Origin of the sequence: Flavobacterium pokkalii, assembly GCF_014596575.1 — a bacterium.
GTDB lineage: Bacteria > Bacteroidota > Bacteroidia > Flavobacteriales > Flavobacteriaceae > Flavobacterium > Flavobacterium pokkalii.
In genome coordinates, this window is sequence record NZ_NASZ01000009.1 from 111,354 (window position 1) to 136,549 (window position 25,196).

A 25,196-nucleotide genomic window follows, 5' to 3' on the forward strand; every position below is an offset into this window, starting at 1 on the left:
ATATGCAAAATAGAGATGAACTTTTAAAGATGCCTTTGTATCAAAAGGCTGAGCAAATCCTGCAAATTACCAGAGGTTTGGTTGAAACTGTCCCAAAAGAAAATGAGTTTTTGCAGGAAACCTCCGTGCGCTATATGATGGAAAATGCCTATCTCATTCCGGCTAAAATTGCCGGGGCTAGTGGAGTAGGTTTGTATGATCTAAAAATGGAAAATGCTGCGCTTATTCGCAAAGCAGCTCGGGAATTGTATGTTCAGGCAGGAAGTTTGCGTTTTGAAGAAGGTTGTAAAGAACTTGATTATATTGAATTATTACGCAAAACTATTGAAGAATTTCGCCTGTTATTTGTAGATTGGGTTACTGGATTTGATTCTTGGAATTATATCATAGACCGTTGGGGATTGTTTAACCCGCCGGGAGTTAGCGCACACGACAAAGACCCGGATGATGATATTCCGTTTGATCCAGACGATTTTTTTGATTCAGATGATGAATAATTTCTAACCTTGATGTTTTCAAAGAAATTGAATCGAGCTTCTAACTTCTAATTACTTTCCGATACAAAAATTAGCAAAAATATTCCCAAGCAATTCATCATTAGTCACTTGTCCGGTAATCATTCCAAAATGATACAAAGCTTCTTTAATATCTAATGCCATCAGGTCACTTGAAAGACTTGTTTCCAGACCGAATTTTACTTTTTGTATTTCTTCTAAAGCTTTAAGTAAAGAATCGTAATGCCTTGTATTGGTAATGATTGTTTCGTTATTGCGTAAAGCACCGGTGTTGACAAAAGAGAGCAGTTGGTTTTTTAATTCTTCAACCCCAACGTTTTGTTTGGCGGAAATGAATAGAGTTGCTAGTTGTTGGTTGTTAGTTGCTAGTTTTGTCTCTATAGTATGTAGTAGCTTATCAGAGAGCAAGTCTTTTTTATTAATAAGAATTAAAATCGGTTTTTGAGGGTATTGATTTTGTGTTCTGTTGATTTCAACCAGTAAATTATCTAATTTTCCGTCAACTGACAACTGACAACCATCAACTAAATACAAAATAACTTGAGCCTGTTCGATTTTTTCAAAAGTTTTCTTGATTCCGATGCTTTCCACCACATCCTGAGTATCGCGAATTCCTGCAGTATCAATAAATCGGAAACCAATACCTCCAATAGTTAATTCATCTTCAATAGTGTCGCGAGTCGTTCCGGCAATGTCTGAAACAATAGCACGTTCTTCGTTTAAAAGAGCATTTAGCAATGTCGATTTCCCTACGTTCGGTTCACCAACAATAGCAACCGGAATTCCGTTTTTGATGACATTCCCAACGGCAAATGAATCTACCAGACGTTTTAAAACAAATTCAATTCTGTTAATTAATTCATTAAACTGTGAACGGTCGGCAAATTCTACGTCTTCTTCGGCAAAGTCTAATTCTAATTCTATAAGAGAAGCAAAATTTAATAGTTCTTCGCGTAGTTTGGCGATTTCGTTAGAGAAACCACCACGCATTTGTTGCATGGCAATTTGGTGTGAAGCCTCATTGTCTGACGAAATCAAATCAGCAACGGCTTCGGCTTGGGATAAATCCAGTTTTCCGTTTAAGAAAGCTCTTAGCGTAAACTCTCCGGCATCGGCCATGCGACAGCCTTTTCTTAGTAATAATTGAATAATTTGCTGCTGAATATAAGTCGATCCGTGGCAGGAAATCTCAACAGTATTTTCGCCGGTATAGGAATTAGGTCCTTTGAAAACAGAAACCAATACCTGATCCAAAGTTTTTGTCTCGTCCACTATATGCCCTAAATGCAAAGTGTGTGATTTTTGTTTCGTTAAATCTTTGTTTTTAATTGATTTAAAAACAGTGTTCACGATGCTGATGGCATCCTGTCCGGAAACACGTATAATGGCAATGGCTCCGGTTCCTGAAGCTGTGGCCAGCGCGACTATTGAATCGTTGTTAAGCATTTTTTTCTGAATTGGCTGCAAAGGTACTAAATCTGGTTAAGTATTGTTAAAACTTAAAACATAAAAGCATAATTTATTGGGAATTAAAGCGTTAAAATTGTATCTTTATTGGGTTAGCTAAGGTTTAATTTTACAACTAATTTAAAATGAAACGCATCTTATTTCCTACCGATTTTTCTGAAACTGCCACCAATGCTTTTATTCATGCTTTAGAATTTGCCAATCGCATTGAGGGTGAGTTGATTTTGCTACACGCTTTTGATTTGCCTGTTTTCGACAGCCAGTATTTTCCGGAAAATTACATGCTGATTTACGAATCGGTGGAGTTGACCCAATTTGAATTTTTTAAAGATGAATTACCGAAACTTCATGCTATTGCCCAGGAACGTAATTTGAGTCATATAAAAATGTCTCATCGGTTGATGGACGGAAATTTGTTAGGAACAATCGAAAGATCGATTCAGGAAGATAAAATCGATTTTATCGTTATGGGAACAGAAGGTGAAAAAAGTTGGACTGAACTGTTCTTAGGGACCCGTACAACTGCGGTAATTTCAGATGTAGATATACCGGTGTTGAGTATTCCGGCTGAAGCCAAATTTAAAACGATAAAAAACATTGGTTTTACCACCCGATTTAGACCCAAAGATAAGCCGGCTTTGAAAAATGTGGTTGAAATTGCCAAAAAAATGAATGCCAAAGTTAAATGTCTCTATGTTAAAACGGATGCTTCGGATGTATCCAAAGAAACAATTAAAGAATGGGAAGCTGAATTTGCCCATGATCCGGTGGAATTTAATGTGGTTTTCAGCGAAGAAGTGAAAGAAAGTATTCTTGATTTTATTTTGTTTAAAGATATCGATATATTGATAATGTTAGCTTACAAACACAACTTCTTTAAAAGTTTGTTCCATCACAGTTTAACTAAAGACATTGCAGCGCATTGGGATATTCCTATTTTAGCGATTCCTATTCAGTGATTTTTTTGATTGAAAATTAGAAAATTTAAAAATGTATTTATGAATTTTCGGTAATTTTATGCTTTAACTTTTTTAAGATTAAGCTAAAAAAGGGCAATTATAATACAAGCTCCGTTATATTTGTAATTCATTTTTGAATTATGAATATATATCCGTCCAAAATTTCTTTTTTTACCGCTGAATTAAGTAAAATCAATCGAAAGTATAATTTAATTAGTTTGTTGCGATTAGGAGGCATAGCGCTTTTTTTATTGTCATTATATTATTATTTCCAGCAAAACAGCTTTTTTTATTTGTTGTTTTCCGGATTGTTTTTGGTCATTTTTATTGGGTTAATGCGAAGACATTCCCAACTTCAGTTTCAAAGAAAATTGAATCAGTCACTTTTGAATATCAATCAGGACGAGTTGGATTTTTTGGAACGAAAAAAAATCCCTTTTGAAAATGGAGCTGAGTTTACAGATTTTCATCATCCTTATGCGTATGATTTGGATATTTTTGGAAATAATTCCCTGTTTCAATATTTGAACAGAACGGCAACTTACATTGGAAAAAAGACTTTAGCGGATAGTTTGTTGCAAAAATCTTCTAACAAACAAATTCAGGAAAATCAACAAGCAATAAAAGAGTTGACTTCAAAAATAGAATTTCGTCAGGAGTTTTTGGCTTTAGCCAAAGTTGCCGAAGATAATGAACCGAGTTACAAATCTTTGTTGGTCTGGAGTCGGTCTAACAGCGAGCCTTTACCTAAATGGACTTTGTTTTTCTCTTATATAAGTCCGGTTGTGTTTTTGATGACGTTTATAGCTTACTTATTCACTTCTGATTTGATTATTTTGAAGAGTTTAAGTTATTTGTTTATCCTCAATCTGATCGTTTTAGGTAAGTTTTTAAAACGAATTCAGTTAGAAATAGCTAAATCGGATGATATTGATAAAATAATTGGACAGTATGCACTTTTGCTGGAGAAAATAGAAAAAGAACATTTTTCGGCACCAAGATTGGAGGAATTACAGCAGCAGTTGAAGCTGAAAAAAGAAAATGCAAGTGTTCATTTAAAACAATTATCCGAATTATTTTCGAGAAATGATACTATTGCCAATTTGATTACAGCTGTTGTTTTCAACGGAACTTTTTTGTTTAATTTTCATGTTTTAAAGGCTTTGTTGACTTGGAAGAAAGAACATGCAGCCGCTCTTGAAGATTGGTTGACGGTTATTGGAGAAATTGAAAAATTAAACAGCTTTGCTAATTTGGCTTATAATAATCCGGATTATTGCTTTCCTGTTTTAAATACTGATTTTAAAATTGATTTTACTAATCTGAGTCATCCTTTATTGAATCCAAAAACAAGAGTAGGGAATGACGTCGTTTTTTATCCGCAATCCTTTATGATTTTAACGGGTTCGAATATGTCCGGTAAAAGTACTTTTTTGAGAAGTTTGGGAGTCAATATGGTTTTGGCGGGAGCTGGTTCAGTAGTTTGTGCAACGCAGGCACAGGTGCATCCGTTGCCGGTTTTGGTTTCTATGCGACTTTCGGATTCTTTGTCGGATAGTGAATCGTATTTCTTTGCCGAAATCAAACGTTTAAAACAAATTATGGAAAGTCTCACAGCGGAAGTTTCTTTTGTTTTATTGGATGAAATTTTACGAGGAACGAATTCTGATGATAAGAGAAACGGAACTATTGAAGTGGTGAAAAAGCTGATTATTAAAAAAGCCATCGGAGCCATTGCAACTCATGATATCGAAGTATGTTTGACAACAAATGAATTTCCGGAGATTTTAACTAACAATTGTTTTGAAGTCGAAATCCTGAATGAAGAGCTACATTTTGATTATAAACTTCGTAAAGGTATTTGTCAAAATAGAAGTGCCAGTTTTCTGATGAAGAAAATGGAAATTATTTGATTTTTTAGCTGCTAATTCACGAATGTTTTTTTAGAATATTATATATTTTGCATTACACAAATTGCTTTGCTAACATACAGATTGTAGAATGATTAATAAGGATTTTAGAAATTCGATATTATTTGTAATTGTTGAAGATAAAAGTTATTCGCATTTAACGAATTAGTGGAATTAAAAGAAAAAAAGTTAGTGTTAATTCGTGTATTCGTGGCTGTTATAAATGAAAAAAAACCGCTTTTCTAGGAGGAATCGCGGTTTTTTTAAATATAAAAAATGGTTGGTTAATTACGAATTATGTTACAATGATAAGTATTATATTTTAATATCAAAAATAAAACGTTATTTTTTTATTAAATTAATTTTAACTATTCAACATTACCGGCATTACCAGCATAGTAACCGTTTCACCGTCTTCCAGGCCATCAACAGGTGTTAAAATTCCGGCACGGTTAGGCAAAGACATTTCCAGCATAATCATGTCAGATTGTAAGTTGGTCAACATTTCAGTCAAGAAACGGGAGTTGTACCCAATTTGCATATCGTCTCCCTGATAATCACAAGTTAATCTTTCTTCTGCTTTGTTAGAGTAATCAATATCTTCGGCAGAAACGTTTAATTCGGCACCTGCAATTTTCAAACGAATTTGGTGTGTTGTTTTGTTCGAAAAGATAGCCACACGACGTACAGAACTCAAAAACTGAGAACGGTCGATCATTAATTTATTTGGGTTCTCTTTTGGAATTACCGCTTCGTAATTTGGATATTTCCCATCAATTAAACGACACATTAGTACATAATTATCAAAAGAAAAAGTAGCATTCGAATCGTTGTATTCAATTTTCACTTCCGCATCTGAGGTTGCCAGAATATTTTTCAAAATATTCAATGGTTTTTTAGGCATGATAAAATCAGCTACGTGCGAAGCCGTTACATCGGTGCGGGCATATTTTACTAATTTGTGAGCATCAGTTGCTACAAAAGTCAATCCCTGCGGAGAGAATTGGAAAAATACTCCTGACATTACCGGACGTAAATCATCGTTTCCGGCAGCAAAAATAGTTTTGCTCACGGCAGTCGCTAAAACGTCAGCAGGAACTAAAGTTACCGATGGTTCGTCTAAGTTTACCGCTTTAGGGAATTCTTCTCCCGGAGCATAAGCTAAGGCGTATTTTCCGGAATTAGAGCTGATTTCGATAGTGTTGTTTTCTTCAACGGTGAAAGTAAGTGGCTGTTCCGGGAAGGTTTTTAAGATTTCCAAAAGTAATTTGGCAGGAACGGCAACACTTCCCTGACTTGTAGAATCGATAGACAAAGTAGCCGACATGGTTGTTTCTAAATCAGAAGCAGAAACGGTTAATTCGTTATTGTCTAATTCAAATAAGAAGTTATCCAAAATAGGCAAAGTGTTGCTACTGTTGATAACGCTTCCTAAAACTTGTAATTGTTTTAATAAGTACGAACTCGATACTATAAATTTCATATGAAGATTATATTTATTTTTTATTGCAAAATGAAATAGCGGTTTTAAGCTAATTTACTTTGGTAAACCGTACCATTTTATTGATTTTATTTTGTTTTTTATGCTATTCTGTACTGGAATTTGCAAATAATACATTTTTACAAATATATCGTAAACAAAGCTAGTATTGAAAAATTTTTATTAACATCTATTTGCGGTATTTGCGTTTTCGTAAAAAGCTAAAAACAACGCCAAAAACAGCTAAAATTAGAATTGGAAGCCCGATAGTTAGGAGCTGAGTGCGGGTATAATTTTCATATACTTTTTCTTTGTCCAATAATGGTAAATCCAAATCCTTTGATCGAATGTTAATAAGTCCGTTGTCGTCCAGGAGGTAATTCACGCAATTCAGCAGGAAATCTTTGTTGTCATATAAATTTCCTGAACGTTGGTCGTAACCCAGTTCAACCGGCGCATAATTTTTATCCAATTGATTTTTGATAACATCTCCGTCCGAAATGACAATCATTTTATTGTTTTTGCCCTGAGCTTCAAAGTTATTTTGTTTAAAAGCTAAAACACGGTTTTGAAATGCCGAATGAAAATTACCTTCGAGTAAAACCGCCAAAGGAAGATTTCCGGTATTGATATAATGATTCGGGCTGGTTTCTTCGGCTACAATATTCAAATTGATTTCGGTAGGTGTTCCTACTTTTTTAGAATATGGTGACGATTGTAATAAAACGGTTTTCTTAATTCCGTTTTTCAAAGTGTCTATCGGACTGGCAAAATCAAACTTAATTCCACCCAGATTTTTCACAATCGGATGTTGACTTTCCGGATAAACTAAAGGAGCAAATTTCCAATTGAAAGATTGGTATTGGGTAGCGCTTCCCTGTTCGCCGGTAGCCAGTTTAATTGGACTTCCCTGTTCGTCTTTTACAATATCCGGATTGATACGAATTCCGTATTTAAAGAACATATCGTTCAGATTCAGATTTTTAGGAAAAACCATCGAAGCGCCGGCATCGTTGTATAAACTATCCATTTCGGCAGTAGTTTGTTCCATGAGCCACATACTTTTTCCGCCGTTCATTACAAATTGATCCAACACTTGTTTTTCGGCATCTGTAAACACTTCTGTTGGTTTAGCAATAATGGCTAAATCGTATTTTTTTAGCGCTTCCAAAGTTTCTGTTGGGTTTTTGGCAACCGAATCTAAGGTGAAAGGCCCAATGTGGTAACTTTCGCGTATTTGCAGTAAAAATTTGGCAATTTGGATGTCCTGAATTTCGCCGTTCCCTTTGATAACCGCTATTTTTTTCTGTTTTTCTTTGGTAATCTTATTCAAAGCTTCGGCTATCGAATATTCTAAATGCTGAACGGAACCAATCACTTTTTCGGTTGTGGAAGCTCCCATGATATTTTTCAACAAAGGAATATTAACTTCTTTATTGTGATAGACTGCAATTGCCCAAGGGAAAACCATTTCCTGAGATTGCTTTCCTTTGTCGTCTACAGTAATGTTTACCGGAGTCATGCCTTTCATGTACAAGGTTTTGATGTTGTCCATGCTTTCGTTTTCATTTTCCAAAGGATTGACAAATTCGAAAATAATATTCGAATTATAAGCCTGGAATTCTTCCAGTAATTCACGGGTTTCCTGTTGTAGTCTTCTGAACTCGGCCGGTAATTCGCCTTCCATGTAAATTTTGATTGAAAGCGGTTCTTTCACCTCTTTTATAATGTTTAAAGAAGTTTGCGAAAGAGTGTATCGGTGGTCTTTAGTTAAGTCAAACCGATGAAAAAATGAGTTTCCAATTACATTTATAATAATCAGAATTGCAATTGTAACAAATACCGATTTAAGATTTCTTTTTTTAGCAGTTGTCATTACAATTTGAAGGATTTAAGTTGGTAAACAGTAAACGAAAGAAACGCAATCGTAAGACTGATAAAATAGATCATATCTCTGGTGTCAATTACACCGCGGCTCATACTTTTAAAGTGATTTTGCATTCCTAAAGCCGAAATTGCCGAAGAAAAAGAAGGAATAATTGTGGCAAAACCTTCAAATCCAAAATAAAAAAAGAAGCATAAAAATACCGCCAGAATGAAAGCAACAATCTGATTATCGGATAGGGTAGAAGTAAAAATTCCGATGGCGGAATAAGCGGCAATTAAAAATAGTAATCCAAAATAAGAACCAACAGTGCTTCCCATATCGATATTGCCTTCGGGCATTCCTAAACTGGAAATCACCTGAACGTAAATAAAAGTTGGCAAAATTGCCATCCAAATAAGCAACATGGCTCCGATAAATTTTCCATTAGTTATTTGCCAAACAGACAAGGGTTTGGTGAGTAGTAATTCAAGTGTTCCTTGTCTTCTTTCGTCTGAAAAACTACGCATAGTTACTGCCGGAATTAAGAAAACAAATATCCAGGGAGCCAGAGTAAAAAACGGAGTCATATCGGCAAATCCGGAATTTGGGATGTTGTATTCACCATTAAAAACCCAAAGGAATAATCCGTTGATGATTAAAAAAATGGCGATAACTAAATAACCTATGGGCGAACCAAAAAAGGATTTAATTTCACGTAATAATAGGGCTTTCATATATGTTTATTCGTGTATTTGTTAATTTGGTTAATCGAAAAATTTAATTTTTAAATTCAATAGTTACAGCATCGCGATAATTTAATCCTAACAAACTACTTGCCGAACCAATTTTAGAAGGATTGCTTCTGAAAATAGCAATCTCCAGATAACCGGCTTCGTTAAAAAGAGCCAGTTTTTCACCTTCATAATTTTTGATAGGATATTTATCGGAAATTGCAATTGCGGAATAATTAGGCAAAATCGTTTTAATATTCTTGGTTTTGATATGAATTTCATAAGGTCGGCCTTTGGCTACTTCGAGAAATTGTTTTCGGGTAATATTGGTTACCACATTCCCAAAATGATCAATGTAAATAACATGTCCTTTCAAGGTACTACCGTCGTTGGAAACGACCGTTTTCATTTCAGTAACTTCTTTTACGGCGCTAATTTCTCTTCCAATTACATTCAGTAAACCACCTCTGGCAATATGACAGGCAACAGTTACAAAAACATCTAATCCCGAAGCGTCAATAGGCAACCGGTCGTGGATATTGATGGCGACAATTTTTTGCGGAACTATTTTTTGCGAAAGCATACTTAAAATACCGTTGTCGGCAGCAATAAAATAAGAATCATTCCATTGCATCACAATGTGAAGATTCTCTTTATTCAGTTCCATATCGACTCCAATAAGGTGAATAGTTCCCTTAGGAAAACTCGAATAAGCAGCGCTAATGATGTAACTGGCTTCCACAATGTTAAACGGGTCTATATCGTGTGAAATATCAATAATTTGGGCTTCCGGATACTCGGATAAAATTTTCCCTTTTAGTGCACCAACAAAGTGATCTTTCAAGCCGTAATCGGTAGTAAGGGTAATTATTGACATATTTTTGTTTATAACTATTGGTGAAATCTAAAATTAATTTTCATTAAATTTGAGATATGCAAAGCTAATAATAGTAATCTCAAAAACGCAAAAAAGCAAAAACAAATTATAAATTAGTAACCAAATAAAACCAAGGTGTACTTCCATTTTGGACGAGATTTTAAATTGATTTAGTAATACTAAAAAATTATATCCTTTGAACGAAAGAATCATCGAACTTATAGACATCGCTCCAAAAGAGTTTTGGGGTGCTCAGGATTCTCATCTTGAAACCATTAAGAAATATTATCCAAAATTAAAAATAGTTGCCAGAGGGACAACTTTAAAAGCATTTGGAGAAAAAGACATATTGGACGAGTTCGAAAGGCGTTTTCAAAGATTGATGCTTCATTTTACACGTTACAATAATATTGATGATAATGTAATAGAACGTGTTATTTTAGGAGACGCTCAGGACGATAAAAAAATGAGTCCAAATGACAAGATTTTAGTGCATGGAGTAGGAGGTAAAATTGTAAAAGCCATGACTCCTAACCAACAATTATTAGTCGATACGATTAATAAAAACGACATGGTTTTTGCCGTTGGTCCGGCCGGAACAGGAAAAACCTATACCGGAGTGGCTATGGCAGTAAAAGCCTTAAAAGAAAAACAGGTAAAACGTATTATTTTAACACGTCCTGCGGTAGAAGCAGGTGAAAATTTGGGGTTTCTTCCGGGAGATATGAAAGAAAAACTGGATCCATACATGCAGCCTTTATACGATGCTTTGCGTGATATGATTCCTAATGAAAAACTGGAAGATTATATTTCGAAAGGAATTATTCAAATTGCACCTTTAGCTTTCATGCGCGGACGAACTTTAGATAATGCTTTTGTGATTTTGGATGAAGCTCAAAATACGACGCATTCGCAAATGAAAATGTTCCTGACACGTATGGGAAAAAATGCTAAATTTATGGTTACCGGTGATCCGGGACAGGTAGATTTACCGCGCAGGACAATTTCGGGACTAAAAGAAGCGTTATTAGTATTGAAAGATATCGAAGGAATCGGAATTATTTATCTGGATGACAAAGATATTGTAAGACATCGATTGGTTAAAAAGATTATTGATGCTTATAAATATACTGAAAATGTAGATTAAAAATGTTTTGAAAATTAGTAAAATAACACCAACTGCGACCCCAATCGGGGTCGTAGTTTTTTAATAAAAATTACAAACTATTGAAGAACGTACTTATAACCGGAGCAGCAACAGGAATTGGAAAAGAACTAGCCTTATATTTTGCAAAAAATAATTGGAATGTTATTGCTACGATGCTCTGTTTAGAACAAGGAAAAGAACTTAAAGAAGAGAAAAATATACATTGTTATTTGTTGGATGTCACTTCTACAGAAAGCATAGAAACGGCTAAGCAACAAATTCTGGAAGATTTTAAAAGTATCGATGTAGTGATTAATAATGCCGGAATTGGATACCGTAGTTTTGTAGAATTTTCAGAAGATGAGCAGATTAATAATATTGTTGATGTGAATTGGCTGGGAGTAGTTAAAGTTTGTCGTGCCTTTACTCCGGTTTTTAGAAAACAACACAAAGGACATTTTATCAATATTTCTTCTATCGCGGGACTGGTGAATTTGCCTTTGGGAAGTTTTTATCATTCCACCAAGCATGCCGTGGAAAGTTTCTCAGAATGTATGGCCTATGAATTGATGAACTTTAATATCAGCGTTTCTACGGTGCAATTTGGAAATACACCTTCTAATTTTCAGAAAAATGTGAGTAAATGTAAAACAACACCTCTGAAATGTTACAATGAATTAATGCATAAAATAAGTTCAATTGTTGAAGGAAAAACCAAAAAGAATACAGATTTGAAGGAATCAATAAAAGAGAAAGTTTTAAAAATTGCCGAAAATCCTCCGCGAAAATTTAAACGGAATACCATTGGTTTTGATGCCAATGCGCTTAATATTTTACGTAATTTTCTAGGTTATCGAATTTTTGGAAGAATTATACATTATTCGGTTTTTAGATGAAATTTTATGTAGAAAAAAAGTTTGTCCTTACGTTAAATTGCTGTTATTTTGATAACTAAAAGCAAAGCTTTTGGTCTGTTTTAGGTATTTTTGCAAAGAATTTAGAGCGAATGAATTTATGATAAAAGAAAATATAAAAGTCATTGTAAGTGATTTAGACGGAACTTTATTAAATAGCGATCACCGCATTTCGGATTATACCAAGCAAGTTTTTAAAGAATTATACCAACAGGAATATTTGATTATTGTAGCCACTGGACGTCATCATCTTGATGCCATGTCTATTGTTGCTGCTTTAGATTTTCCGCTTTATTTAGTTACTTCAAACGGAGCCAGAATTCATGATCCTAATAAAGAATTGATTTTTACCTCTAATATGGATAGTGAAGCAGTAAAATCAGTGATGCAAATGGATATTCCTGATGAATATACTACAGTGCTTTTTAAAGAACATGTTTGGCAAACCAATAAACATGACAGTAAGTTGATGGAATTTCAGGCAGAACTGAGTTATGTTCCGGAATTAGTCAATTATAAAGAAATGACTGATTTTAATGCAATCAAAATCTTTTTTAAACATGACAGTCACGGAAAACTATTGGAATTACGTGAAAGAATTTTAGAAAAACATCCGGATACCTTTAGTCATGCTTTTAGTTTACCTCATTGTCTGGAATTCATGAATAAATCGGTAGATAAAAGTGTGGCTATTGGTCATATTTTAGAAAAAGAAGGATTCGAATTTCATCAGGTAATTTCTTTTGGAGATGGTTATAATGATGAGGGTATGCTAAATGCTACTGCCAAAGGGCTGTTGATGGGAAATGCTCCGGATAGTTTGAAAAATAAATTGGCCCATTTGGATGTGATTTTGAAAAACCATGAAGACGGTGTGGCAAATTATTTGGCTGAAAACATTTTGGAAAATTTAAGTTTAACATCCAAATAAAAGAGAGAGAAGTTTCTTTGTAATTCTATTCAAAATAATCCTAAATTTGCAATCTTATAAAATCAACGCAATATATATTTAGATGAGCAATACAATCACGACCACTAATTTTAATTTTCCAAATCAAAAATCAGTTTACAGAGGAAAAGTAAGAGAGGTTTATAATATTAATGATGAATTATTAGTAATGGTGGCAACCGACAGGCTTTCAGCTTTTGATGTGGTGTTACCAAAAGGAATTCCGTACAAAGGGCAAATTCTGAACCAAATTGCTACAAAATTCATGGAATTGACTCAGGATATTGTGCCAAACTGGTTGATTGCAACTCCGGATCCAAGTGTTGCTGTTGGTCATTTGTGTGAGCCTTTTAAAGTAGAAATGGTAATTCGTGGGTATTTGTCAGGTCACGCTTCACGCGAATATACTGCCGGAAAAAGACAAATTTGCGGTGTTACGATGGCAGAAGGTTTAAAAGAAAATGATAAATTCCCGGAACCAATTATTACGCCAACAACAAAAGCGGATAATGGAGAACACGATGCTGATATTTCAAGAGAAGATATTCTGGCAAAAGGAATTGTTACTGAAGAAGATTATTTAGTTTTAGAAAAATATACCAGAGCTTTGTTTCAAAGAGGAACTGAAATTGCTGCTTCTCGCGGATTGATTTTAGTAGATACCAAATATGAATTTGGTAAAACAAAAGACGGAGTTATTGTTTTGATTGATGAAATTCACACTCCGGATTCTTCCCGTTATTTTTATGCCGAAGGTTACGAAGAAAGACAGGGAAAAGGAGAGGAACAAAAACAATTGTCTAAAGAGTTTGTTCGTCGTTGGTTAATCGAAAATGGTTTCCAGGGAAAAGAAGGTCAGCAAATTCCGAATATGACAGACGCTTACATTGAAACGGTTTCTGACAGATACATTGAATTATACGAAAATATCATTGGCGAAAAATTTGTAAAAGCAGATATTTCGAACATCAACGAAAGAATTGAAAAAAATGTTTTGGCTTATTTAGAAAACAGATAAAAGAGTCAGAAGAATAAAAAATACAAAGCCGCAATCTTAAATGAAATTGCGGCTTTTTATTTTTAAAACAATTTCAATTTTAGGGTTATTGGAAATAAAAAACCAGAAATCTTAAAATTGATTCGTTATTAAAATTATTAAGTTTGTAAAAAATAAAAGTTATGAATATCCTACTTGTTGAAGATGATAAAAGAATTAGTGACTTTGTTATCAAAGGACTTCAGGAAAATGGCTTTAATGTTCATTTAAGTGAAAATGGTGTTGATGCCAGAGAATTGCTTTTTTCAACACAATGGGATATTATTTTGATGGATATTATGCTTCCTGATATTAGCGGGATTGAATTAGTAAAGTTGATTCGCTATAAAAAGAAAAATACGCCTGTAATTATGCTGAGCGCTCTGGGCGATGCTGATGATAAAGTGGATGCTTTAGATTCAGGAGCAGATGATTATTTGGTAAAGCCATTCCATTTTAAAGAACTAATTTCCAGAATTAATGCTCTTGTGAGACGAACTAAATTCAACCACGAGCACAAAGAAAACACCTATACTTGTGGAATCATTTCTGTAAATACTGATGAACACAAAGTCATGCTTGCTGATGTAGAAATGGAGCTTTCGCCAAGAGAATACAAATTACTTTTGTATTTAATAGAAAATAAAAATAAAGTTTTACCGCGTACTCAGATATTAGGAAATGTATGGGGAATAAATTATGATACCAATACAAATGTTGTAGATGTTTATATTTCATATCTGCGAAACAAAATGAACCTTAATGCCACAGTTTTACAAACTATTGTAGGTACAGGATATATGCTTAAAGACCAGTAAATGAAAATTAGAAACAGGCTTACTATTATATCTTCGGTAACTTTTGGAGTCGTTTTTGTTATTGCGGCATTAATTATTTATGTTTCATTTTATCGAAGTTCTGAAAAAAGAATTTATGATAATTTGCAAAGAATTAGTTTGCTTACGGCTATTTATTATTTAGAAAGAGACGAATTACCATTAAAGCAGCATAAACAAATCAGAGAATCTTACCTTGAAAATACGAAAGAGGTTGCTGTTGGTATTTATGATGAAAAAAATCAGGTTGCCTATGGCAAAAACCTTAGCTTAAAAAGCATTACTCCTAAAATCTTACAACAAGTAAGAAAAAATAAAAAAATACGATTCGAAACCGATAAACATTTTTATTTTGGAATTTTTTATCGGGATAATCAGGGAGATTTTGTTGTTTTTGTACAATCTAATGACGCCGAATTTAAAGCACAAAATCATGAATTAATGGTTATTATGCTTATTGTACTTTTAGTGGGATTATTGGTAATTTATATTTTGAGTCTTTTTTTATCCAAAGTCGCTTATAAACCCATTGATACTATTATTAAACAGGTTAACGCAATTGAAGCTTCTTCTTTAGATCAAAAAATTGTAAACTTAAATACCAGCGACGAAGTTCAGAGTTTAGTTGAGAGTTATAATAATTTGTTCCAACGCTTATCAGATACTTTTAAAACGCAAAAAAACTTTATCAATTACATTTCGCACGAATTTAAAACACCATTAGCATCCATATCGGGACATTTAGAGGTTTTTGCGCAAAAAGATCGTACACCGCGAGAATATCAGGAAACTACTGAAAAGGTTTTGAAAAATGTATATGAAATTGAAGAAATTTTAAATACACTAATGATTGTTTCCGGACTTAAATCTGAGAAAGTTCAAAAAGAAAGCTTCAGAATTGATGAATTAATATGGGATTGCAGTGATAAAATTGCTGCTATAAACGAATTTGCTGCTGCCAGACTTCGTATTGAATTAAATGTGAAAGACGAAAATAGTCTTACCGTAAAAGGAAATGAATCTGAAATAAGCATCGCCATTTATAATATTATTGAAAATGCCATAAAATATTCTGACGAGCCTGTCGTAATTACGCTTCTATTGGTTAAAAATAAAGTGCAAATTAAAATTAAGGATTTTGGCCGTGGCATTAAGGAAAAAGACCTGCAACATATTCAGGAAACTTTTTATAGAGGTAGTAATGTAGCTGGAGTTCAGGGAAGCGGCATCGGACTTTCATTAGCTTCTATTTTGTTTACTAAAAATAATATTCGCTTTCAAATTACTTCAAAAGAGCAGGAAGGAACTGAGGTAGTGCTTACTTTTGCAAAACTCTAATCGGTTTCTAATGCCGTTCTTATTTCTTTTTAATTTGGTTTAAAGAACTGGTTAATACTGCTGCAATAGCTTTGCTTATTATAAAATAGCAAGCTTTGAAAAAACGTATCTTACCCTTTATTTTTCTTTTATCTGTTTGGGCAACGGCGCAAAATGTAGTCAATGATACTATCATTTTGAGTCGAAAAAATGCCGAAACACTATTTCTGCAAAACAATCTCAGTTTAATAGCCGAAAGGTTAAATATTGATATTGCTCAGGCGCAGATTATTCAGGCTAAAGTTTGGCCTAATCCTACATTTTCATTAAACGAAATTAACCTTTGGCGTAACACTGGTTCTGAAGAACTCCCTGCTATTTGGGGAAATTATGGTCGTTATCAGGAATTTGGCGCCAGTTTAGAGCAATTAGTTTACACCGCCGGAAAGCGTAAAAAAATGATTGCCATTGAACAAGTTGGCAGCGATATGGCTGTAGAATATTACAAAAATTTTCTAAGAAATTTAAAAATGGAATTTCGTAATAATCTTTCGGCAATGCAATACAATCAGGCTAAAAATTCGGTATATCAAAAGCAGCTGCAGTCTTTTCAAAATTTAGTTAAGGCTTATGAAGTGCAGGTAAAACAAGGTAATATTAGTCAGGGAGATTATATCAGATTGAAAGCATCGGAATTAGAATTTTTAAACGAGATCAACGCTATAAAAATAGAAAACAACGCATTGCAAAGCGAAATGAAAAAGCTGTTGCATTTAGCTCCAACAACTTTTATTAAAATCGACAAGGAAGACATTGTTCCTGATATGACTGCTGTAAATAATTTGAATATCCAAGAGGCGATAGATGAAGTTAAAAATTACAGACCCGATGTAAAACTGGCAAAACTCAACGAAAAGTACAATCAGAAAAAATATGATTATCAAAAGGCTTTAAAAACACCTGATATTACATTAGAAGCTTCTTATGATCGAGGTGGAAATATTATGAGAAACTTTTTTGGACTGGGTTTTTCAATTGATTTACCAGTTTATGACAGAAATAAGGGCAATATCAAAGCCGCACAATTTTCGGTAGAACAGAGTAAATTAAAAAAAGAAGAGTTGTTAAATACTGCTCAAGCAGAAATATTTGAAACCTACAATAATTTTAAAGCGGTACAAAAATTATACGAAAATCAAGGAGCCGATTATCAGCAAAAACTAGATAAAATGTTAGAAAGTTATCTTTTAAGTTTTAAAAACCGAAACATAAGTCTGCTTGTTTATTTGGATTACGTAGAGGCTTATTTGAGTAATAAAATGATTTTATTAGACACACAAAAAGAATTAAATAATCGTCTGGAAGAGTTTAAAAACGCCAGCGGACAAGAATTAAATTAAAAAACATGAAACATACTTTTTTATTACCCATAGTGCTTATTGTATTAGTATTTGGATGCGCTAAAAAGCAGGAAGAAGAAAGACAAACGGCTACAGAAAAATTTTGTTTAACCCCAAAATTAAAAGAAAAAATAAGCATTGAAACGGTACAGATGTTACCTGTTACCGAAAGTTTTTCTCTAACAGGAAATATATCCTATAATTCTGATGATGTAGTTCAGTTTTCGAGTTTATACAATGGTTTAATAACAAATACTTTTTTCTCACTGGGAGATCATGTAAAAAAAGGACAGGTTTTAGCCGAGATTAAAAGTACTGAACTAAACAGTTTACAAGCAGAACGTAAATCATTGCAATCACAATTATTGGTAGCCAAAAGAAATTTACAGGCAACAAAATCAATGTATGAAAATGAAATTGCTTCGCAAAGTGATCTTATAAAAGGGCAAAGTGAAGTCGATGTTTTAAAATCTTCGATAGAAAATGTCGAACAAAATCTGGCTTTATACAGTGCGAGTGGTGAAAAATCAGTTTTTCAGATAAAAGCTCCTGTAACCGGATATATTGTTTCAAAGAATATGAGTCCCGGAACTCAGATTAACGATAATGAAGGTGCTCTTTTTACCATTTCTAATCTTTCTAAAGTATGGGTAATGGTAAATATTTATTCGATGAATCTCAAAGATGTTCACGAAGGAATGGAAGTAAAAATTACAACACCTGCATATCCTAATCAGGTTTTTATTGGAAAAATAGCCAAATTATCTCAGGTTTTTGAATCAGATGAACATGTCCTTAAAGCAAGAATTGTAATGGATAATGCTGATTTAAAATTAAAACCTGGTTTAGCTGCTGATGTTTTGATTAATAGAAAAACAGATCAGAAAAATATGATTGCAATTCCGGCAAGTGCATTACTATTTGATAATAACCAAAATTATGTAGTGGTTTACAAAGACGATTGCCATTTAGAGAGAAGGTTAATAAATCCAGTCAAAAAAAATAAGGATTTCATCTACTTTGAAAACGGACTTGAAGTGGGAGAAAAAGTAATTGTTAAAAACCATTTACTGATTTCAGAACAACTAAAAGACAATCAGCTAAAAAGCAATAAAATAAATTAATTAAGACACGATTAATTATGCAAAAATTTGTTCAAAATATTGTATCCTTTTCTCTTAAAAATTCGCTCATTATATTTTTTATGACCGCAGCATTATTTATTGGAGGAGTTTACAGTTATATTCATACGCCTATAGAGGCATTTCCGGACGTTACAAATACCAGAGCCAGAATTATTACCCAATGGCCAGGTCGTAGTGCCGAAGAAGTAGAGAAATTCATCACATTACCTATTACGAATGCGATGAATACAATTCCTAAAAAAGCAGAAGTCCGATCTATTTCTTTGTTTGGGCTATCTGTAGTAACGGTACTGTTTAATGATGATGTTGATGATTTTTATGCACAACAATATGCATCAAACAGAATGAATAATATCGATTTGCCGGATGGAAGTGATCCACAAATTGATCCGCCATCAGGAGCAACGGGAGAAATTTTTAGATACGTCATTAAAAGCGATTTGCCTATAAAGGAAGTTACGGCTTTGCAGGATTGGATTATCGAGCGCGAATTAGTATCTGTTCCAGGGGTGGCTGATGTGGTGAGTTTTGGTGGAGAAGAAAAAACGTTCGAAATCAAGATTAATCCATCTGAGTTAAATAATTATGATATTTCTGCATTAGATGTTTTCGATGCTGTTTCTAAAAGTAATATTAATGTTGGGGGAGATGTAATTCAGCGAGGCAATCAGGCTTATGTTGTGCGAGGCGTTGGTTTGATTGATAAAGTAGAAGACATTGGGAACATTTTAATCAAAACCGTTGGAAATACGCCCATTTTAGTAAAACACGTGGCTGATGTTTCGATTTCGGCAAAACCAAGATTAGGACAGGCAGGATTAGATAATGATAGTGATGTGGTTGAAGGAATTGTAATTATGCTTCGTGGAGAGAATCCTGGGGATGTAATTAAAAAGTTACGTGCCCGTGTTGACGAACTAAATGAACGGATTCTGCCTTCAAATGTAAAAATTGTACCTTTTATAGACCGTACAGAATTAGTGAATCATACTGTTCATACGGTAAGTAAAAATCTTGTTGAAGGTGTACTATTAGTATCGCTGATTGTTTTTATTTTTCTTTACAATTGGCGAACTACAGTTATTGTAGCGTCGGTAATTCCGCTGGCATTTCTTTTCGCCATTATAATGCTACGAATTCAAGGGTTACCGGCCAACCTGATTTCGATGGGAGCATTAGATTTTGGTTTACTGCTCGAAGGTACGCTTGTAATTGTTGAAACTGTTTTTGTTTCGCTCGAAACCAAGGCACATAAAATAGGTATGGAGCGTTTTAACAAAATGTCAAAAATGGGATTGATCAAAAAAAGCGTAGGGAGTGTAGCAACCTATATTTTCTTTGCATTAATTATTTTAATTGTGGCACTACTGCCTATATTTTCTTTCCAAAAAGTAGAAGGTAAAATGTTCTCTCCATTAGCATTTACGTTGGGTTACGCATTATTAGGATCATTAATTCTTTGTCTTACTTATGTTCCTGCAATGTGTAAAGTCTTGCTGACTAAAAATATTGTAGAAAGAGAAAACAAAATAAGTCGATTTTTTAGAGAAAACTTATATAAGTTATTCCAATGGAGTACAAAATACAGAAAAGCGACCATTATATTATTCCTAACTTTATTAGCTGTTTGTATGGGGAGATTTGCTTTTTATGGTTCTGAATTTATACCAAAATTGAATGAAGGAGCTATTTATTTAAGAGCGACTTTGCCTAACAGTATTAATTTGGATGAATCTGTCAGGTTGACTCAGGAAATGAAAAAGTCAATTAGCCAATTTGATGAAGTAAAGTTTATTCTTTCTCAAACAGGAAGGCCAAATGATGGAACAGATCCTACGGGTTTTTTTAATATCGAATTTCATATCGAACTGAAATCCGAATCAGAATGGAAGCGAAAAATAACTAAAAATGAACTGATTGCTGAAATGAAAGAAAAGCTGGAAATTTATCCGGGAATTAATTTTGGATTTAGTCAGCCCATTCAGGATAATGTTGAAGAATATGTAGCCGGAGTTAAAAGTCCGCTGGTAATTAAAGTTTTCGGAAATGATTTATTCGAATTAGAAACAATGGCGCAAGAAGTAGCCAATTCTATAAAATATGTGAAAGGTATTGAAGATGTAAATGTCTATAAAAACATTGGTTTACCAGAACTTCGAATTCAGTTGCACGACGAAAAAATGGCACGGTATGCCATCACCACTGCCGATGCCCAAGCTGTAATAGCCATGGCAATAGGAGGGCAGGCGGCCTCTACTTTTTATGATGATGAAAAAATGTTTGATATTCGAATTCGTTTCCAAAAAGAATACAGAGATTCTAAAGAAAAAATAGAGAAAATTCTAATTCCTACTATGGATGGAAAACGAATTCCATTAAAAGAAATTGCAACAATAGATTATAAAACGGGCCCCACATTTATTTATCGCGAAGGAAACAGCAGGTACATTGCCATTGGTTTTAACATTGCCGGCAGGGATTTAGGAAGTACCATTGCTGAAGCGCAAAAGAAAGTGGCTAAGGACGTAAAGTTGCCTAAAGTAAATGTAATGAAATGGGCTGGCGAGTTTGAAAGTAAAGAACGAGCTACCACACAGCTGGCTTTTATTGTACCTGTGGTATTAGTGCTTATTCTATTCTTATTGTATTTTAATTTTGACAATTTTAAAGATACGCTTATAGCTGTAAGTACGATGCCTTATGCTTTTATTGGTGGTTTTATCTCTTTATGGATTACAGATACTGTATTTGGAATTTCGGCAGGAATCGGATTTATTATTCTCTTTGGTGTGAGTGCTATTGACAGTATTGTTCTTATAGGAGTCATAAAAGAAAATCTGGCAAAAAGAATGCCTTTAAAAGAAGCAATCAGGAATGGTGTTTATAACAGAATCCGACCAATTGTTATGATTGCGCTGATGGGATCTTTAGGACTTTTACCGGCTGCGCTTTCTACCGGAATGGGATCAGAAATACAAAAACCATTAGCGATTATGATTGTGGGAGGATTAATTGTATGTATGATACTTTCATTAACGGTATTGCCTCAGGTATTTTACTTAAGCTATAGAAACAGCAAAAAATAAGAGATTCATCAATTAATTCAAAAACAGGCTGTTTTATTTTGAGACAGCCTGTTTGTTACAAAATTATTCAAATGACAATACTTACATTTACGTTGATTATGCTTTTAGGAGCATTTTTAGCGGGTTTTATAGGTTCGCTATCCGGACTTGGTGGTGGTATCATCATCATACCATTATTAACAATTTTACTTGGAGTTGATATTCATTATGCTATTGGTGCAGCTTTAGTTTCAGTTATAGCAACTTCTTCAGGTTCAGCAGCAGCTTATGTTAAGGAAGGAATTACAAATATGCGATTAGGAATTTTTCTCGAAGTAGCGACTACTATAGGAGCAGTCTGTGGAGCATTAATAGCTACAATTGCACCTACTTCTTTTATTGCTGTTTTATTTGGATTAACATTGATTTTCTCAGCTATAAATTCGCTTAGAAAAAAAGAAGAGCATATTGTTTCAGAATCCAGTCCATTAGCCGCAACACTCAAACTTCCGGGAACTTATCCTAATCATCATAAAGAAATTATAAATTATGGAACTAAAAATGTAATTGGAGGTTTTAGTATGATGGGAATTGCCGGAATGATGTCCGGTTTACTCGGAATTGGTTCCGGGGCGTTCAAAGTAATTGCCATGGATAACATTATGCGAATTCCGTTTAAAGTTTCGACTACCACCAGTAATTTTATGATGGGAGTTACTGCCATGGCTAGTTCAGTAATTTATATTCAAAAAGGTTATATCGAACCAGGAATTTGTATGCCTGTAGTTATTGGGGTATTATTTGGAGCAATGGCCGGAGCAAAAGTTTTAGTAAAAACTGATCCTAAAAAGTTACGCTTGTTTTTTGCTTGTTTGATAATTGTTTTGGCAATAAATATGATTTACAATGGAATTAATGGAAAAATCTAAAATAATGTCACAGGAAAAATTTAAAGAAAAAGTTTTTCAAATGATTATTGGAAATTTACTGCGTTACGGAGTTTGGATTTCTTTGTCAATTGCCTTCATGGGCGGAATTACTTACTTAATCAATCACGGAAACGAACCGGAAGATTATTCTGTTTTTATCGAAAAAGATAATAATATATTCAATGTTGTCGGAAATGTTTGTGAGGGATTAATTCACGGAAGTGGAGAATCAATAATATTTTCAGGAATTCTGCTATTATTTTTAACACCTATGTTACGATTACTGATTTCTTTATTTGTATTCTTTTTAGAAAAAGATTATTTATATGTGTTTATAACAAGTATTGTGGCTATAATTATAGGACTGAGTGTTTCTTTTGGATTTTCTCATTAACAGAATTACTTTCTAAAAAGCAAAAAACCTTAATTCTTGATTGAATTAAGGTTTTTTGCTTTTTTCTTTTTTCAAAAATCTTATTTAAAATAAGAAAATGTTTCGCTATTTTCTATTTTAAGAATAGTTTCATAAATCAAACGAATAACGTTTTCTACATCTTCTTTGTGAACCATTTCTACAGTAGTATGCATATAGCGTAATGGAAGCGAAATTAAAGCCGATGCTACTCCACCGTTACTGTAAGCAAAAGCATCTGTGTCAGTTCCTGTTACACGCGATGAAGCTAGACGTTGGAATGGAATTTCTTTTTCTTCAGCGGTAGAAACGATTAAATCTCTCAAGTTATTCTGTACAGCTGGGGCATAAGTAATCACGGGACCTTTACCAATTTTAGTTTCTCCTTCAATTTTTTTATCAATCATTGGAGTAGTGGAGTCATGACAAACATCAGTTATGATGGCAACATTTGGTTTAATGGTTTGAGTAATCATTTCGGCACCACGCAAGCCTACTTCTTCCTGAACCGCATTGGTAATATATAATCCAAAAGGTAATTTTACTTTGTTTTCGTGTAAAAGTCGGGCAACTTCTGCAATCATAAATCCCCCCATACGGTTATCGATAGCGCGACAAACAAATTTGTTTTCGTTTAAAACTACAAATTCATCAGGATAAGTAATTACGCAGCCTACATGAACTCCTAATTTTTCAACCTGCTCTTTGGTTTCGCATCCTAAATCAATAAAAATATTACTGATTTTTGGGTTTTCTTCTTTGTCTCTGTTTCGGGTGTGAATTGCCGGCCAGCCAAAAACACCTTTTACAATTCCGTTTTTAGTATGTATGTTTACGCGTTTGGATGGCGCAATTTGGTGGTCGGAACCTCCGTTACGGATTACATAAATCAAACCGTCTTCAGTAATATAGTTCACATACCAGGAAATTTCGTCAGCATGTCCTTCGATAACTACTTTGTATGGAGCGTCCGGATTGATAACTCCAACAGCTGTTCCGTAAGTATCGGTAATAAAAGTGTCAACATAAGGTTTTAGATACTCCATCCATATTTTTTGACCACTACTTTCGTAGCCGGTTGGAGAAGCATTATTAAGATAGCTTTCTAAAAAAGCCATTGAATCATTGTTTAATATCGATTTTGTACTCATAAAATATTTTTTTGCTAAATTATAAATTTGGTATTACAGTTGTATATTTAATGTATAATTTTACATCAAATAATAATCCTATATGAAGCCAGTATATTTAATAGCATTTTTTTTAATAATCTCTTTTTCCGGTTTTAGCCAGATTGTACCCAACAATCCTAATTCGATGGGGTATGTTTTAACCGAGAAAGACAGTATTTTAAATGATACTATCAAATTGCCTGAAATTATAATTTCGAAGAACAAACTGGACGAAGAAGGAAGAAAGCAATATCTTATTTTACAAAATCGTGTTTACCGAACTTATCCTTATGCAAAATTGGCTGCCGACCGCCTTACTAATTTAAATAGAGGGATGGCTAGGCTGACTTCTGAAAGAGAAAAGAAAAAGTATTTTAAAATCGTCGAAGATTATCTGACTAATGAATTTGAAGCCCGATTAAAAAAGTTATCCAGAAGCCAGGGACGTATTTTGGTCAGGTTAATAGATAGGCAAACAGGTACTACTACTTATGAATTGATAAAAACTTTAAAGAGTGGCTGGAAGGCGTTTTGGTCAAATACTGCTGCAAGTATGTTTGATATTAATTTAAAGGCGCAATACCTTCCATTTGAAAATAATGAAGATTATTTGATTGAAAATATACTTCAGGAAGCTTTTGATACCGGAAGACTTCAAAATCAACCGGCAGCTAAACCGGTAAATCTCGAAAAGCTCAATGAATACTGGGAGCAAAAATTACCTTAAAGAGTATTGTAAATAAAATTTAAGCTTATACTATATATGTATAGGCTTTTTTATTAGAAGCATCCCGATAGCTATCAGGATCTGCGGTTTCTTCGTACTCTTTTGCGGTTAAATTGATTTAAGGTTCTCTAAATTCCTACAAACGCAATAAACTTCAAGATAGAAAATCTTTGTTATCAGGCTATTAAAAAATAATCAAAAAAATAGTTAGTAAAAGGTGTTGTATAATTGGATAAAGGTGTTACTTTTGCACCCGCAACAGCGAAAACGTTCTAAGAAACATACTGAAAAACGGATTAATATTTAAGAAGAAATTTTTAAAAATAAAGTTTGGAGGTTGA

Annotated in this window: 21 protein-coding genes; 15 read left to right on the forward strand and 6 right to left on the reverse strand. The window is 33.7% G+C overall.

Annotated features, from left to right (window positions below; genetic code table 11):
- The first annotated feature begins 2 nt into the window (after nt 1–2).
- A complete protein-coding gene (locus tag B6A10_RS07920) occupies nt 3–497 on the forward strand; it encodes a hypothetical protein (RefSeq protein ID WP_188220446.1) in 495 nt (164 codons plus the stop codon).
- 51 nt (nt 498–548) lie between these two features.
- On the opposite strand, the gene mnmE is transcribed toward B6A10_RS07920, so the two are convergent.
- Nucleotides 549–1,961 (reverse strand): tRNA uridine-5-carboxymethylaminomethyl(34) synthesis GTPase MnmE, encoded by a 1,413-nt coding sequence (gene mnmE / locus B6A10_RS07925; protein ID WP_188220447.1) that lies wholly within the window; start codon nt 1,959–1,961, stop codon nt 549–551.
- A gap of 146 nt (nt 1,962–2,107) precedes the next feature.
- On the opposite strand from mnmE, the gene B6A10_RS07930 reads away from it, so the two are divergent.
- Complete coding sequence (locus tag B6A10_RS07930; protein ID WP_055092071.1) at nt 2,108–2,941, forward strand: universal stress protein; 834 nt, start codon at nt 2,108–2,110, stop codon at nt 2,939–2,941.
- 140 nt (nt 2,942–3,081) lie between these two features.
- Complete coding sequence (locus B6A10_RS07935; protein ID WP_055092070.1) at nt 3,082–4,854, forward strand: MutS-related protein; 1,773 nt, start codon at nt 3,082–3,084, stop codon at nt 4,852–4,854.
- 361 nt (nt 4,855–5,215) lie between these two features.
- On the opposite strand, the gene dnaN is transcribed toward B6A10_RS07935, so the two are convergent.
- The 4 genes from dnaN to B6A10_RS07955 form a co-directional block, all read right to left on the reverse strand.
- Nucleotides 5,216–6,334, reverse strand: a complete 1,119-nt coding sequence (gene dnaN / locus B6A10_RS07940) for a DNA polymerase III subunit beta (RefSeq protein ID WP_026714436.1) — start codon at nt 6,332–6,334, stop codon at nt 5,216–5,218.
- A gap of 187 nt (nt 6,335–6,521) precedes the next feature.
- Entirely contained in the window at nt 6,522–8,207 is a 1,686-nt protein-coding gene (gene gldG, locus B6A10_RS07945; protein ID WP_188220448.1) for a gliding motility-associated ABC transporter substrate-binding protein GldG, read from the reverse strand.
- Nucleotides 8,207–8,932: a gliding motility-associated ABC transporter permease subunit GldF gene (gene gldF, locus B6A10_RS07950; protein WP_188220449.1), complete on the reverse strand. Its 726-nt coding sequence runs from the start codon at nt 8,930–8,932 to the stop codon at nt 8,207–8,209. The genes gldG and gldF overlap by 1 nt, the downstream gene beginning before the upstream one ends.
- A gap of 43 nt (nt 8,933–8,975) precedes the next feature.
- Nucleotides 8,976–9,806 carry an SAM hydrolase/SAM-dependent halogenase family protein gene (locus tag B6A10_RS07955; RefSeq protein ID WP_188220450.1) on the reverse strand — a complete coding sequence of 277 codons (831 nt, stop codon included), beginning with the start codon at nt 9,804–9,806 and terminating at the stop codon, nt 8,976–8,978.
- Between the two features lie 196 nt (nt 9,807–10,002).
- On the opposite strand from B6A10_RS07955, the gene B6A10_RS07960 reads away from it, so the two are divergent.
- The 11 genes from B6A10_RS07960 (at nt 10,003) to B6A10_RS08010 (ending at nt 22,938) form a co-directional block, all read left to right on the forward strand.
- A complete protein-coding gene (locus B6A10_RS07960) occupies nt 10,003–10,953 on the forward strand; it encodes a PhoH family protein (RefSeq protein WP_026714441.1) in 951 nt (316 codons plus the stop codon).
- A gap of 80 nt (nt 10,954–11,033) precedes the next feature.
- Nucleotides 11,034–11,849, forward strand: coding sequence for an SDR family NAD(P)-dependent oxidoreductase (locus tag B6A10_RS07965; protein ID WP_188220451.1), 816 nt, complete (start codon nt 11,034–11,036; stop codon nt 11,847–11,849).
- 118 nt (nt 11,850–11,967) lie between these two features.
- Complete coding sequence (locus tag B6A10_RS07970) at nt 11,968–12,798, forward strand: Cof-type HAD-IIB family hydrolase (protein WP_055092062.1); 831 nt, start codon at nt 11,968–11,970, stop codon at nt 12,796–12,798.
- Nucleotides 12,799–12,880: 82 nt separating this feature from the next.
- Nucleotides 12,881–13,834, forward strand: coding sequence for a phosphoribosylaminoimidazolesuccinocarboxamide synthase (locus tag B6A10_RS07975; RefSeq protein WP_188220452.1), 954 nt, complete (start codon nt 12,881–12,883; stop codon nt 13,832–13,834).
- A 161-nt stretch (nt 13,835–13,995) separates the two neighbouring features.
- Nucleotides 13,996–14,670 (forward strand): response regulator transcription factor, encoded by a 675-nt coding sequence (locus B6A10_RS07980; RefSeq protein WP_188220453.1) that lies wholly within the window; start codon nt 13,996–13,998, stop codon nt 14,668–14,670.
- Nucleotides 14,671–16,026 (forward strand): sensor histidine kinase, encoded by a 1,356-nt coding sequence (locus B6A10_RS07985; protein WP_188220454.1) that lies wholly within the window; start codon nt 14,671–14,673, stop codon nt 16,024–16,026.
- A gap of 95 nt (nt 16,027–16,121) precedes the next feature.
- The gene (locus tag B6A10_RS07990; protein WP_188220455.1) at nt 16,122–17,405 is read left to right on the forward strand and encodes a TolC family protein; all 1,284 of its coding nucleotides are present in this window, start codon (nt 16,122–16,124) and stop codon (nt 17,403–17,405) included.
- 5 nt (nt 17,406–17,410) lie between these two features.
- Entirely contained in the window at nt 17,411–18,529 is a 1,119-nt protein-coding gene (locus B6A10_RS07995; RefSeq protein WP_188220456.1) for an efflux RND transporter periplasmic adaptor subunit, read from the forward strand.
- A gap of 17 nt (nt 18,530–18,546) precedes the next feature.
- Nucleotides 18,547–21,636, forward strand: coding sequence for an efflux RND transporter permease subunit (locus B6A10_RS08000; RefSeq protein ID WP_188220457.1), 3,090 nt, complete (start codon nt 18,547–18,549; stop codon nt 21,634–21,636).
- 71 nt (nt 21,637–21,707) lie between these two features.
- Entirely contained in the window at nt 21,708–22,544 is an 837-nt protein-coding gene (locus B6A10_RS08005; RefSeq protein WP_188220458.1) for a sulfite exporter TauE/SafE family protein, read from the forward strand.
- Between the two features lie 4 nt (nt 22,545–22,548).
- Nucleotides 22,549–22,938: a DUF1634 domain-containing protein gene (locus B6A10_RS08010; RefSeq protein ID WP_055092929.1), complete on the forward strand. Its 390-nt coding sequence runs from the start codon at nt 22,549–22,551 to the stop codon at nt 22,936–22,938.
- An 80-nt stretch (nt 22,939–23,018) separates the two neighbouring features.
- Here the strand turns inward: B6A10_RS08010 and B6A10_RS08015 are convergent, their stop codons facing one another.
- Nucleotides 23,019–24,107, reverse strand: coding sequence for a M42 family metallopeptidase (locus B6A10_RS08015; RefSeq protein WP_188220459.1), 1,089 nt, complete (start codon nt 24,105–24,107; stop codon nt 23,019–23,021).
- Between the two features lie 82 nt (nt 24,108–24,189).
- On the opposite strand from B6A10_RS08015, the gene B6A10_RS08020 reads away from it, so the two are divergent.
- On the forward strand, nt 24,190–24,855 hold the full coding sequence (locus B6A10_RS08020; protein ID WP_055092045.1) for a DUF4294 domain-containing protein: 666 nt from the start codon (nt 24,190–24,192) through the stop codon (nt 24,853–24,855).
- The last annotated feature ends 341 nt before the right edge of the window (nt 24,856–25,196 follow it).

Bases quoted from the DNA above. Each gene is read 5' to 3' on its own strand.
- B6A10_RS07975 (WP_188220452.1), top strand. From the start codon at position 12,881: ATGAGCAATACAATCACGACCACTAATTTTAATTTTCCAAATCAAAAA.
- B6A10_RS08010 (WP_055092929.1), top strand. From the start codon at position 22,549: ATGTCACAGGAAAAATTTAAAGAAAAAGTTTTTCAAATGATTATTGGA.
- B6A10_RS08005 (WP_188220458.1), top strand. From the start codon at position 21,708: ATGACAATACTTACATTTACGTTGATTATGCTTTTAGGAGCATTTTTA.
- B6A10_RS08000 (WP_188220457.1), top strand. From the start codon at position 18,547: ATGCAAAAATTTGTTCAAAATATTGTATCCTTTTCTCTTAAAAATTCG.
- B6A10_RS07935 (WP_055092070.1), top strand. From the start codon at position 3,082: ATGAATATATATCCGTCCAAAATTTCTTTTTTTACCGCTGAATTAAGT.
- B6A10_RS07980 (WP_188220453.1), top strand. From the start codon at position 13,996: ATGAATATCCTACTTGTTGAAGATGATAAAAGAATTAGTGACTTTGTT.
- B6A10_RS07970 (WP_055092062.1), top strand. From the start codon at position 11,968: ATGATAAAAGAAAATATAAAAGTCATTGTAAGTGATTTAGACGGAACT.
- mnmE (WP_188220447.1), bottom strand. From the start codon at position 1,961: ATGCTTAACAACGATTCAATAGTCGCGCTGGCCACAGCTTCAGGAACC.
- B6A10_RS08020 (WP_055092045.1), top strand. From the start codon at position 24,190: ATGAAGCCAGTATATTTAATAGCATTTTTTTTAATAATCTCTTTTTCC.
- gldG (WP_188220448.1), bottom strand. From the start codon at position 8,207: ATGACAACTGCTAAAAAAAGAAATCTTAAATCGGTATTTGTTACAATT.
- B6A10_RS07955 (WP_188220450.1), bottom strand. From the start codon at position 9,806: ATGTCAATAATTACCCTTACTACCGATTACGGCTTGAAAGATCACTTT.
- B6A10_RS07995 (WP_188220456.1), top strand. From the start codon at position 17,411: ATGAAACATACTTTTTTATTACCCATAGTGCTTATTGTATTAGTATTT.
- gldF (WP_188220449.1), bottom strand. From the start codon at position 8,932: ATGAAAGCCCTATTATTACGTGAAATTAAATCCTTTTTTGGTTCGCCC.
- B6A10_RS07920 (WP_188220446.1), top strand. From the start codon at position 3: ATGCAAAATAGAGATGAACTTTTAAAGATGCCTTTGTATCAAAAGGCT.
- B6A10_RS07930 (WP_055092071.1), top strand. From the start codon at position 2,108: ATGAAACGCATCTTATTTCCTACCGATTTTTCTGAAACTGCCACCAAT.
- B6A10_RS07985 (WP_188220454.1), top strand. From the start codon at position 14,671: ATGAAAATTAGAAACAGGCTTACTATTATATCTTCGGTAACTTTTGGA.
- dnaN (WP_026714436.1), bottom strand. From the start codon at position 6,334: ATGAAATTTATAGTATCGAGTTCGTACTTATTAAAACAATTACAAGTT.
- B6A10_RS08015 (WP_188220459.1), bottom strand. From the start codon at position 24,107: ATGAGTACAAAATCGATATTAAACAATGATTCAATGGCTTTTTTAGAA.